This window comes from Streptomyces sp. L500 (genome assembly GCF_054551825.1).
Genome location: NZ_JBTOLC010000001.1, coordinates 562,231 through 574,548, shown reverse-complemented (window position 1 = coordinate 574,548; position 12,318 = coordinate 562,231). Strand labels below are relative to the sequence as shown.

General features: G+C 73.1%; 7 protein-coding genes and 1 pseudogene. 4 read left to right on the top strand and 4 right to left on the bottom strand.

Annotated features, from left to right (window positions below):
* Positions 1–7 precede the first annotated feature (7 nt).
* Complete coding sequence (locus ACX9I7_RS02725) at positions 8–3,760, top strand: ABC transporter ATP-binding protein (RefSeq protein WP_459386376.1); 3,753 nt, start codon at positions 8–10, stop codon at positions 3,758–3,760.
* 127 nt (positions 3,761–3,887) lie between these two features.
* Positions 3,888–5,318, top strand: coding sequence for a S28 family serine protease (locus ACX9I7_RS02720; RefSeq protein WP_459386375.1), 1,431 nt, complete (start codon positions 3,888–3,890; stop codon positions 5,316–5,318).
* Between the two features lie 22 nt (positions 5,319–5,340).
* Here the strand turns inward: ACX9I7_RS02720 and ACX9I7_RS02715 are convergent, their stop codons facing one another.
* From ACX9I7_RS02715 to ACX9I7_RS02705, 3 genes are all read right to left on the bottom strand, one after another.
* Positions 5,341–6,009, bottom strand: coding sequence for a hypothetical protein (locus ACX9I7_RS02715; RefSeq protein WP_459386374.1), 669 nt, complete (start codon positions 6,007–6,009; stop codon positions 5,341–5,343).
* Between the two features lie 299 nt (positions 6,010–6,308).
* The gene (locus ACX9I7_RS02710; protein ID WP_387574859.1) at positions 6,309–6,950 is read right to left on the bottom strand and encodes a TetR/AcrR family transcriptional regulator; all 642 of its coding nucleotides are present in this window, start codon (positions 6,948–6,950) and stop codon (positions 6,309–6,311) included.
* Positions 6,951–6,996: 46 nt separating this feature from the next.
* The gene (locus ACX9I7_RS02705) at positions 6,997–7,902 is read right to left on the bottom strand and encodes a LysR substrate-binding domain-containing protein (protein ID WP_459386373.1); all 906 of its coding nucleotides are present in this window, start codon (positions 7,900–7,902) and stop codon (positions 6,997–6,999) included.
* Between the two features lie 93 nt (positions 7,903–7,995).
* Between ACX9I7_RS02705 and ACX9I7_RS02700 the strand changes: the two genes are divergently transcribed.
* Positions 7,996–8,970, top strand: a complete 975-nt coding sequence (locus ACX9I7_RS02700) for an EamA family transporter (protein WP_459386372.1) — start codon at positions 7,996–7,998, stop codon at positions 8,968–8,970.
* Here the strand turns inward: ACX9I7_RS02700 and ACX9I7_RS02695 are convergent.
* Positions 8,921–9,598, bottom strand: a pseudogene (locus ACX9I7_RS02695) (sugar phosphate isomerase/epimerase family protein); the annotation flags it as partial. The gene ACX9I7_RS02700 and the pseudogene ACX9I7_RS02695 sit on opposite strands and share 50 nt — an antisense overlap.
* Before the next feature lie 402 nt (positions 9,599–10,000).
* Between ACX9I7_RS02695 and recD2 the strand changes: the two are divergent.
* Positions 10,001–12,229 (top strand): SF1B family DNA helicase RecD2, encoded by a 2,229-nt coding sequence (recD2, locus tag ACX9I7_RS02690; protein WP_387574854.1) that lies wholly within the window; start codon positions 10,001–10,003, stop codon positions 12,227–12,229.
* The last annotated feature ends 89 nt before the right edge of the window (positions 12,230–12,318 follow it).

Genomic DNA, 12,318 nt, shown 5'->3' with positions numbered 1-12,318 from the left:
GTCTCGGGTGGCCGCGACGGACACGACCGGACAGGGCTGGGCCAGGCGGCTCACGGGATACTGCTGGCGCTACCGCGGAGCGGTGCTGCTGGCGCTCGGTTCCTCCCTCGCCGGGATGGCCGTCATGGCGCTCGTCCCCCTCATACCCAAGCTCATCATCGACGACGTCATAGGCAGCCATCAGCGCCCCCTCGCCCCCTGGGCGACCCTGCTGGTCGTCGCCGCGGTGGTGGTCTACGGCCTCACCTACGTCCGCCGCTACTACGGCGGACGCCTCGCCCTCGACGTCCAGCACGACCTGCGGACCGAGATGCACGCGGCGATCGCCCGCCTCGACGGCAAACGGCAGGACGAGCTCTCCACCGGCCAGGTAGTCGGCCGGGCCACCAGCGACCTCCAGCTCGTCCAGAGCCTGCTGTTCATGCTGCCGATGATGATCGGCAACATCCTCCTCTTCGTCATCTCGCTCGTCGTGATGGTCGCCCTCTCCCCGCTGCTGACCGTCGTCGCGCTCGCCGTCGCCCCCGCCCTCTGGTACATCGCCCGGCGCAGCCGCGCCAAGGTCTTCCCCGCCACCTGGTACGCCCAGGGCCAGGCCGCCGCCGTCGCCGGCGTCGTGGACGGCGCCGTCACGGGCGTACGCGTCGTCAAGGGCTTCGGTCAGGAGGCCCAGGAGGCCCGCAAGCTCCGCGAGGTCGGCCACCGGCTCTTCGCCGGGCGGATGCGCGCCGTCCGGCTGAACTCCCGCTACTCCCCGGCCCTGCAGGCCGTGCCCGCCCTCGGCCAGGTCGCCATGCTCGCCCTCGGCGGCTGGATGGCCACCCGCGGCCAGGTCACCCTCGGCACCTTCGTGGCGTTCTCCACCTACCTCGCCCAGCTGGTGGGCCCCGTGCGGATGCTCACCATGGTCCTCACGGTGGGCCAGCAGGCCCGCGCCGGCGTGGAGCGCGTCCTGGAGCTCATCGACACCGAGCCGGCGGTCCAGGAGCGCCCCGACGCCCGCGAACTGCCCGCGGACGCCCCCGCCACCGTCGAGTTCGACGACGTCACCTTCGGCTACGACCCCCGCCGCCCGGTCCTCGACGGCGTCACCCTGCGCGTCGAGCCCGGCGAGACCGTCGCCGTCGTCGGCGCCTCCGGCAGCGGCAAGTCCACCCTCGCGCTGCTCCTGCCGCGCTTCTACGACGTCACCGGCGGCGCCGTGCGCGTCGGCGGGCAGGACGTCCGCGAGCTGACGCTGTCCTCGCTGCGCGCCGCCATCGGGCTCGTACCGGAGGACAGCTTCCTGTTCTCCGACAGCATCCGCGACAACATCGCCTACGGCGTGCCCGACGCCACGGACGAGCAGGTCCGGACCGCCGCCCGGGCCGCCCAGGCGGACGGCTTCATCTCCGCGCTGCCCGACGGCTACGCCACCAAGGTCGGCGAGCAGGGCCTCACCCTCTCCGGCGGCCAGCGCCAGCGCGTCGCGCTGGCCCGCGCCATCCTCACCGACCCCCGGCTGCTGCTCCTGGACGACGCCACCTCGGCGGTCGACGCCCGGGTGGAGCACGAGATCCACGAGGCGCTGCGCGGCGTCATGGCGGGCCGTACGACCCTGCTGATCGCCCACCGGGCCTCGACCCTCGCCCTGGCCGACCGCATCGCGGTCCTGGACGGCGGCCGCCTCGTCGACGTGGGCACGGCCGAGGAGCTGCAGGCGCGCTGCGCGCGCTACCGCGAGCTGCTGACGGACCCCGACGAGCTGGCGGGCGTCCCGCACGACCCGGCGGGCGCCGTGCCCGCCTTCGGTGGCGAGGCCCTCGCCACCGGGCTCGCCGAGCCCGTCACGGCCCTGGACGGGCAGCGCCGTGCCGTCGACGGCGTCACCCCGCACCTGTGGGTCCGCAAGGCCGCCGACGACCCCGCGCGGGAGCACGGCGCGCTCGCCGGGATGCCCGCGACGCCGGAGCTGCTCGCCCGGGTGGCGGCGCTGCCCCCGGCCACCGACACCCCGGACGTCGACGAGGAGCACGCCGCCCGGGTCGAGGAGTCGTACGGCCTGCGGCAGCTGCTGCGCGGCTTCGGCGGGCCGCTGGCGGTGAGCCTGCTGCTGGTGGCCGTCGACGCGCTCGCGGGCCTGCTGCTGCCCGTCCTGATCCGGCACGGCATCGACCAGGGCGTCCAGCGCCTGGCGCTCGGCGCCGTCTGGGCGGCCTCGGGGCTCGCGCTGCTCGTCGTCCTCGGGCAGTGGGCGGCGCAGGTCGGCGAGACCCGGATGACGGGGCGCACGGGCGAGCGCGTCCTCTACGCCCTGCGCGTGAAGATCTTCGCCCAGCTCCAGCGGCTCGGGCTCGACTACTACGAGCGCGAGCTCACCGGCAAGATCATGACGCGGATGACGACGGACGTCGACGCCCTGTCGTCGTTCCTCCAGACCGGTCTGGTCACCGCCGTCGTCTCCGTCCTGACCTTCTTCGGCATCCTCGTCGCGCTCGTCGTCATCGACGTCCAGCTGGCCCTGGTCGTCTTCGCCACGCTGCCGCCGCTGGTCGTCGGCACGGTCTTCTTCCGCCGGCAGAGCGTCAAGGCGTACGAGCTGGCCCGTGAGCGCGTCGGTTCCGTCAACGCCGACCTGCAGGAGAGCGTCGCCGGGCTGCGCGTCGTGCAGGCGTTCCGCCGCGAGGAGTCCGGCGCCCGGCGGTTCGCCGAGCGCAGCGCCGAGTACCGGCAGGCGCGGGTGCGCGGCCAGTGGCTGATATCGGTGTACTTCCCGTTCGTGCAGTTGCTGTCGTCCGTCGCGGCGGCGGCCGTGCTGATCGTGGGCGCGGGCCGGGTGGGCGACGGGACGCTGACGACGGGCGCCCTGGTGGCGTACCTGCTCTACATCGACCTGTTCTTCGCGCCCGTCCAGCAGCTCTCCCAGGTCTTCGACGGCTACCAGCAGGCGACGGTGTCGCTGGGCCGGGTGCAGGGGCTGCTGCGCGAGCCGACGACGACGCCGGTGGCCGAGCGGCCGCGCGAGGTGCGGGAGCTCAAGGGCGAGGTCGTCTTCGACGACGTCCGCTTCCGGTACGGCGGCGAGAAGGGCGAGGCGCTGGCCGGCATACGGCTGACGATCCCCGCCGGGCAGACGGTGGCCTTCGTGGGCGAGACGGGCGCGGGCAAGTCCACGCTGGTGAAGATGGTCGCGCGGTTCTACGACCCCGTCTCCGGCGCCGTCCTCGTCGACGGCCACGACCTGCGCGAGCTGGACCCGGTCTCCTACCGGCACCGCCTGGGCGTCGTCCCCCAGGAGTCCTACCTCTTCCCGGGCACCGTGCGCGACGCGATCGCCTACGGTCGTCCGGACGCGAGCGACGCCGAGGTCGAGGCGGCCGCGCGGGCGGTCGGGGCGCACGAGATGATCGCCACGCTGACCGACGGCTATCTCCACGAGGTCGCCGAGCGCGGCCGCAACCTCTCCGCCGGGCAGCGGCAGTTGATCGCCCTGGCCCGCGCCGAGCTGGTGGACCCGGACATCCTGCTGCTCGACGAGGCCACCGCCGCCCTGGACCTGGCCACCGAGGCGCTCGTCAACCAGGCCACCGACCGGCTGGCCGGGCGTCGTACGACGCTCGTGGTGGCGCACCGCCTGACGACCGCCGCGCGCGCGGACCGCGTGGTGGTCCTGGACGGCGGCCGGGTCGTCGAGGACGGCACCCACGCCCAACTGCTGGCCCTGGACGGGCGGTACGCGGCGCTGTGGCGGACGTTCACCGGTGAGACGGTCGCGGTCTGAGGCCGGCGGCGGCCGGCGCGGGAGGGAGCTCCGGGGAAGGGAGCAAGATCACTCCGGCTCGACTCTGGCGTGGCGGATGTTGCCCCGGTAGGTTCGCGGCGACTTTCGCGAAACCAGGGGAGGGCACATGCGCAAGGTCGTCAGAGCCCTGCTGGCGCTGACCATGTCCATCGGGACGGTCGGCGCCGGCAGCACGGTGGCGGGGGCGGCGGGGACCGTCACCGAGTCGGACATCAAGGAACGCGTCCTGAAGATCCCGGGGATGCATTTCGTCGAGGAGAAGCCCTATGAGGGCTACCGCTACCTCGTGATGACCTATCGGCAGCCGGTCGACCACCGGAACCCGTCGAAGGGCACGTTCGAGCAGCGCTTCACGCTGCTGCACAAGAACACCGACCGGCCGACGGTCTTCTTCACCTCCGGCTACAACGTCAACACCACCCCGTCGCGCAGCGAGCCGACCCGGATCGTCGACGGCAACCAGGTGTCGATGGAGTACCGCTTCTTCACGCCGTCCCGGCCGCAGCCCGCCGACTGGTCCAAGCTCGACATCTGGCAGGCCGCCAACGACCAGCACCGCCTCTTCGAGGCCCTCAAGCCGGTCTACAACAAGAACTGGCTGGCCACCGGCGGCAGCAAGGGCGGCATGACGGCGACGTACTACCGCCGCTTCTTCCCCAAGGACATGAACGGCACCGTCGCCTACGTCGCGCCCAACGACGTGGTCAACGACGAGGACTCCGCCTACGACCGGTTCTTCGCGACCGTCGGCGACCAGGCCTGCCGCACCCAGCTGAACTCGGTGCAGCGCGAGGCCCTCGTCCGCCGCGACGAGATCGTCGCCCGCTACCAGAAGTGGGCCGACGAGAACGGCAAGACGTTCAAGACCGTCGGCAGCGCCGACAAGGCCTACGAGAACGTCGTCCTGGACCTGGTGTGGGCGTTCTGGCAGTACCACCTCCAGAGCGACTGCAAGACCGTGCCCGCGACCAAGGCGTCGACGGACGAGCTGTACAAGTTCGTCGACGAGATCTCCGGCTTCGACGGCTACACCGACCAGGGCCTGGAGCGGTTCACGCCGTACTACTACCAGGCGGGCACCGAACTGGGCTCGCCGAGCCCCAAGTTCGCCCACCTCAAGGGCCTGCTGCGGTACCCCGACAGCTACAAGCCGCGCACCTATGTGCCGCGTGACATCCCGATGAAGTTCCGGCCGGGCGCCATGGCGGACGTCGACCGCTGGGTGCGCGAGGAGAGCCGGAACATGCTGTTCGTCTACGGGCAGAACGACCCGTGGAGCTCGGAGCCGTTCCGCCTCGGCAGGAACGCCGCGGCCCGCCACGACCACCGCTTCTACGCGCCGGGCGGCAACCACGGCTCCAACATCTCCCAGCTCGTGGCCGACGAGCGGGCCGTGGCCACGGCCGAGGTGCTGCGCTGGGCCGGTGTCGCGAACGCCGCCGTGCAGAAGGACGACAAGCTGGCCAAGCCGCTGGCGCCCTTCAACGCCAAGCTCGACAAGCAGACCGTGGAGCGGCAGTCCACGCTCCGCCCGTAACCCCACGGGGGCCGGAGCGGGGCTAGAGGCGGCGGGCGCACCCGACGGGGCGCCCGCCGCCGACCTGTACGTACAGGTCGGTCGAGGGCGGGCACTCGTCGCGGGTGCGCACCGTCGAGTCCACCCGGAACTCCGGCGCGTGGCCCCGCGAACCGTCGCAGGCCGTCTCCTTCACGACCCCGTGCCGCTCGGTGTACACGCAGTCGCCCGCCACCGTCAGCGGGCCGCCGCCCATGCCGGGGTCGCCCGGGTGCGGCGGGCGCAGACCGCGCATGCAGGCGTAGCCCTCGGGGGCGCTCTCCGACTCCGACGTGCCGGCGTTGACCGCCGTGATGTGCAGCACGAAGTCGGTGCTGTCGGGGCAGCGCGGACCGTCCTCCTGCGGGCCGTAGTAGCGGGCGAGGACGGCGGCGGTGGCGCGCTCGTCGGCGCAGTCCAGCTCGGTGAAGCCCGTCCGGTCCCGGCCCGCGCACGACCCCTGGGCCAGGAAGGTGGTGCTCCGGCCCGGATCGGCCCGTTCGAGCGCGGCCTGTCCGCCACCCTGTCCACCCTGTCCGGCCTGGCCGCCCTGTCCGCCTTGGGTGACGATCTCCGCGCCGGGGCGCCCCTGGAGCTGACAGCCGACGAGGGTCCCGAATCCGCACAGGACGGCGAACGCGAACAGCGCCTTCGGTAGCGCGCGATGGCGCATGATCTCCCCCAACCACCGACCGAGCGTCCAGAGTTACCCGACGGCCACCGGCGCACGCCAGGCGTGCGGGAGGGTTCGCGGAGGGTGACCGCGCGCCCCGCTCCCGCCCGCCGGCGTCCGCCGCCGGTGTGGTGGAGGGGGTGTGACCGGCGGCGGCGCGCTACCGGGCACAGGCGGCGGAGAGGGAGTGGCCCGCGCCGTCGGTACGGCGGGGCCGGCACCGCTCTGCGGGGACCGGCGGCAGCACGCCCCTTGGACGGGCCGCGCGCCGGAGCGGTTCCGCGCGGCGGCGCACCGGGCTAGCCGGCCCGGCGCCGCGCCCTGCCGAAGCCGCGCGACCGGCCGAAGCGCACGGGGACGCGCCGGGCCAGCAGCCCGGCGCGGGGCGCGAGCCGCCGGACCATCCCGAAGACCGACTCCGTCCGGGTGCGGTCGGCGTCCAGGACCGTGAAGAGGTTCACCCCGAGGTAGAAGACGACGGCGGCGTTGGCCAGGTCGCGCGGCGGGGTGAGCCGGGCGAGGGGGGTTCCGCCGATGACCCGTTCCAGGGTCTCCTCCATGAAGGCCATCCACGGCTCGACCCGCACCCGGATCTCCTCGCGCAGTTCCGGCTTGGCCACGGCCGCCGCGACGAGCTCGGAGAGCAGGGCGATGTGGCCGCCCTCCAGGTCGTCGCGGTAGATGACGGTGGCCCGTTCGGCGAGCTCCTCCAGGGTGCGCGCGTCCGCGACGGTGGCGGTGTGGCGCTCCATCCGCTCGGCCGAGGAGCGGTCGAGAGCGGCGAACAGCAGGGGGTCGACGCCGCCGAAGTGGTAGAAGACCAGCGCCGAGTTGACGCCGGCCTCCTTGGCGATCGTCCGCGCGCTGGCCTTGCCGTACCCCTGGGTGCGCAGGACCGTGCCCGCAGCGGTGATCAGCCGTTCCTTGGTCTCCACTGACATCCGCCGCCCCCTCGAAGAGCATTCATCATACGTTTTGAGCGGTTGCTCAAAATGATCGGTCCGGCCATTGCTCGCGCAGCATGCGCACCGTTTCACGTATCGCGGGGCGCCGGGCGGCGCCCTTGCGCCAGTAGGCGAACAGGTGCCGTACGGGCACGGGCTCCAGGGGCAGCGCCACGACCTCGGGGGGCAGCGGGCCGCGCCCGAGCCGGGGGGCCATGGCGATGCCCAGACCCGCCGCGACGAGCGCGACGTGGGTGTGGTTCTCGGCGGCCTGATAGGCGAGGTCCGGCTCGTCCCCGGACGCGCGCAGCGTCCGGACGAGCCAGTCGTGGCAGACCGTGCCGGGCGGCTGGCTGATCCAGCGCTGCCCCTCCAGGTCCGCGTGGCACAGCCCGTCGCGCCCGGCGAGCTCGTGACCTCGGGGCACCAGGATGTCGCAGAGGTCGGCGCCCACCCGTATCCGCTCCAGGCCCTCGGGCACGGGCAGCGGCGAGATGTCCCACTCGAACGTGACGGTCAGGTCGAGCACGCCCTGCTCCACGAGCCCCACGGACAGGTGGGGGTCGACCTCGACCAGCCGGGTGTCCAGGGACGGGTGCTCCCGGGCCAGCGCGGCCAGCACGCCGGGCAGCAGGCCGCGCGCGGCCGACGCGAACGCCCCGACCGTCAGCCGGCCCGTCGGCAGCCCGCGCCGCTCCTCCAGCTCGGTCTCCGCCCGCTCGACGAGCGTCAGCAGCTCGTGCGCCGCCTCCGCCAGCCGGACCGCCGCGTCGGTCAGCGCGATCCCGCGCCCCCGGCGCTCCAGCAGGGTGGTGCGGGTCTCCCGCTCCAGCTTCGTGATCGACTGCGACACGGCCGAGGGCGTGTACCCCAGGGCGACGGCCGCCGCGCTGACGGAGCCGTGTACGGAGACGGCGTGCAGCGCGCGCAGCCGGGACAGATCCAGCATGGTCCTTGGACCCCCAATGTTGAGCGTTGCTGAATCCCATCATGAAGAAACATGTGCTGGTGCTACATGGTTGGCGCATCGGATCCTCGTCACATGCGTCCTCAGCACCTCGCCCTGGCCGTCGCGGTCGCCGCCCTCTGGGGCGTCAACTTCGTCGTCATCCACGTCGGCCTCGACCACTTCCCGCCCCTGCTCTTCTGCGCGCTGCGCTTCCTCGCGGCGGCGGTGCCCGCCGTCTTCTTCGCCGGGCCGCCCCCGGTGAAGTGGCGGTGGATCATCGGGGTGGGACTGGCGCTGGGGGTCGGCAAGTTCGGGCTGCTGTTCGTCGGCATGCACGCCGGGATGCCCACGGGGCTGTCCTCGCTGGTGCTCCAGGCCCAGGCGGTCTTCACCGCCCTCTTCGCCGCGCTCGCCCTGGCGGAACGCCCCGGCCGCGGCAGGCTGCTGGGCATGGCCGTGGCCCTGGCGGGCATCGCGGTCGCCGCCGCGGACGAGGGCGCCTCCGGCCCGCTGACGGGCTTCGCCCTGGTCGTGGGCGCGGCGGCCTTCTGGGGCGTGTCCAACGTCCTCACCCGCAAGGCCTCGCCCCCGGACGCCCTGCGTTTCACCGTGTGGATCAGCACCGTGCCCGTGCTGCCGCTGCTGGCACTGTCCCTCGTGTTCGAGGGACCGGCCGCCGACGCCGAGGCGCTGCGCTCCCTCGACTGGACCGGCGTCGGCGCCCTGCTGTTCGTCGCCTGGGTGAGCACGCTGCTCGGATTCGGCGCGTGGGGATACCTGCTGCGCACCTACGACGCGTCGGTCGTGGCACCCTTCTCGCTGCTGGTACCGGTGTTCGGCATGTCCTCGGCTGCGCTGCTGCTGGGCGAGCACGTGAGCCCGCCGCGCTGGTGCGCGGCGGTGCTGCTGGTGGGCGGCGTCGCCCTCACGTCGCTCGCGGGGCGGCGGCGACCAGCCCCCGCAGATACTCCGCTCCCGCCCCCGCCAGCTGAGGAAAGCCGGCCGACCCCGGATACCAGCGCTTCTCGTACTCCCAGCTCAGCCAGCCGTCCCAGCCCGCGCGGCTGAGGGCGCTGACGCAGGCGCCCAGAGGCAGCACTCCCGCACCGAGCGGCAGCGGAGCGGTGTCCTCCGCCGAGGCGACGTCCTTCACCTGCACATAGCCCAGATGGGGAGCCAGCGCCGGGAGGCTGGCGGCCGGTTGCTCGCCGCCCAGCCAGGTGTGCAGCAGGTCCCAGAGGGCGCCCACGCTGCGGTGTCCCACGGGCCCCAGCACGCGCACGGCGTCCTGGGCCCGCCGGTGCGAGTCATGGGTCTCCAGCAGGACGCGGACGCCCGTGTCGGCGGCGAGCGGGGCGATCGAGCCGAGCCTGCGGGCGGCCGCCGCGTCGGCCTCCTCCGCCGGCCGCTCGCCCCCGCCGGGGAACACCCGTACGTACGGCGCCCCCACGTCCCCCGCCAGCCGGACCAGCTCGGCGAGCTCCGCCAGCACCGGCTCGTCGGGCCCGGGGGCGGCCACTCGGGCGTACCCGGCCACGGCCAGGACGCTCACGCCCGCGTCCGCGAACTCCATGGCCACCGCCGCCCGCTGCGCGGCGGAGATGCCCGGGTGCACGGGCTCCTCGGGGTGGGCGCGCAGCTCCACGCCGTCGTAACCGCAGGTGGCGGCGAGCCGCACCACGTCGCGGGGCGGCATCCCGGGGACGCCGAGGGTCGAAAAGGCCAGCTTCATGCCTCTTTCGCTTCCCCGTGGGGGCGTGGGAAATGCGTGGGCGTCGTCAGGGAGAGGGGTGGGGAGCGAACAGGGGTTCCCTACGGTAAGTAACGGATTGATAACAGCTTGAAATCGGTGCAACCCCGCGGGGCCCCCGGGGGTCGTATTGGACATCGGGCTTCCCGGGGAGGGATCCGGGGGGATTCGGAGGAGGCCCGTTCAGGGGGGAGCGCGAGGGGCCCGGTCGTCGGACCGGGCCCCTCGAATCATCCGCGCCCCGACCGCCGCCGATCGTCACCGCCCCCGGTGGGGCCCGGTCGAAGCGGAATGACGGCTATCCACAGGCCCGAACGCCCTGTCGGTCCTCGGCGGTACCGTCGGGGCATGGTGCAACTGGCTGTGGTCGAAGGGGTCCTGGAGCGGATCACCTACGCCAATGAGGACAGCGGCTACACGGTCGCGCGCGTCGACACCGGGCGCGGCGGCGGTGATCTGCTCACGGTGGTCGGCTCCCTGCTCGGCGCGCAGCCGGGCGAGTCGCTGCGCATGGAGGGCCGCTGGGGCTCCCACCCGCAGTACGGCAGGCAGTTCACCGTGGAGAACTACACCACCCTCCTGCCCGCCACGATCCAGGGCATCCGCCGCTACCTGGGATCCGGTCTCATCAAGGGCGTGGGGCCGCGCATCGCCGACCGCATCGTCAGCCACTTCGGCACGGACACCCTCGACGTCATCGAGAAGGAGCCCACGCGCCTGATCGAGGTGCCCGGCCTCGGCCCCAAGCGGACCAAGTCGATCGGGGCCGCCTGGGAGGAGCAGAAGGCCATCAAGGAGGTCATGGTCTTCCTCCAGGGCGTCGGCGTCTCCACCTCCATCGCCGTGCGCATCTACAAGCAGTACGGCGACGCCTCCATCACCGTCGTCCGCGAGGAGCCCTACCGGCTGGCGGCCGACGTGTGGGGCATCGGCTTCCTCACCGCCGACCGCATCGCCCAGTCGGTCGGCATCCCGCACGACAGCCCCGAGCGGGCCAAGGCCGGTCTGCGGCACGCCCTGTCCCAGTCCGCCGACCAGGGCCACTGCTTCCTCCCCGAGGAACAACTGATCGCGGACGCGGTGAAGTTGCTCCAGGTCGACACGGGGCTGGTCATCGACTGCCTGGCCGAGCTGGCGGAGGACGGGCCGGACGGCGCGGGAGTGGTCCGCGAGAGAGTGCCCGGCCCCGACGGAGGGGAGCCGGTCACCGCCGTCTACCTGGTCCCCTTCCACCGCGCGGAGCTCTCCCTCGCCGCCCAGCTGACCCGGCTGCTGAAGGCCCCGGACGACCGTCTGGCGGCCTTCCGGGACGTCCAGTGGGACAAGGCCCTGGCTTGGCTCGCGGGGCGCACGGGGGCCGAGCTGGCGCCCGAGCAGCAGGAGGCCGTCCGGCTCGCGCTCACCAGCAAGGTGGCCGTCCTCACCGGGGGCCCGGGCTGCGGCAAGTCCTTCACCGTCCGGTCCGTGGTGGAGCTGGCCCGGGCCAAGAAGGCCAAGGTGGTGCTGGCCGCGCCCACCGGCCGGGCCGCCAAACGGCTCGCCGAGCTCACCGGCGCCGACGCCTCCACCGTCCACCGGCTGCTGGAGCTCAAGCCCGGCGGCGACGCCGCCTACGACCGGGACCGGCCGCTGGACGCCGATCTGGTGGTCGTCGACGAGGCGTCGATGCTGGACCTGCTGCTGGCCAACAAGCTGGTGAAGGCCGTCGCCCCGGGCGCCCACCTGCTGCTGGTCGGCGATGTGGACCAGCTGCCGTCGGTGGGCGCCGGGGAGGTGCTGCGCGACCTGCTGGCCCCCGGCAGCCCCGTCCCGGCGGTCCGGCTCACCCGGATCTTCCGGCAGGCCCAGCAGTCCGGTGTCGTCACCAACGCCCACCGCATCAACTCCGGCGTCCAGCCCATCACTCAGGGCATGGCGGACTTCTTCCTCTTCGTCGAGGAGGACACCGAGGAGGCGGGCCGGCTGACGGTGGACGTGGCGGCCCGGCGCGTCCCCGCGAGGTTCGGCCTCGACCCGCGCCGCGACATCCAGGTGCTGGCCCCCATGCACCGCGGCCCGGCCGGCGCCGGCACCCTCAACGGGCTGCTCCAGCAGGCCATCACACCCGCCCGCCCCGATCTGCCCGAGCGCCGCTTCGGTGGCCGGGTCTTCCGCGTCGGCGACAAGGTCACCCAGATCCGCAACAACTACGAGAAGGGCGAGAACGGCGTCTTCAACGGCACGGTCGGCGTGGTCACGGCGCTGGACGAGGTCGAGCAGCGGCTGACCGTGCGCACCGACGAGGACGAGGAGGTCGGCTACGACTTCGACGAGCTCGACGAGCTCGCCCACGCCTACGCGGTGACCATCCACCGCTCCCAGGGCAGCGAGTACCCGGCGGTGGTGATCCCCGTCACCACGGGTGCCTGGATGATGCTTCAGCGCAACCTCCTCTACACCGCCGTCACCAGGGCGAAGAAGCTCGTGGTGCTGGTGGGGTCACGGCGTGCCCTGGGTCAGGCGGTGCGCACGGTCTCGGCGGGGCGGCGCTGTACGGCGCTGGACTTCCGCCTCGCGGAAGGTGGTGTTCGTCTCTGACCGGTTTACCAATCAGGGCGAAGGGGGCAGGATGGGCAGGCTGGGCGGCACTGAGTGCCGCCCTTGGGCCCTATGGCCGACCCCGAGTG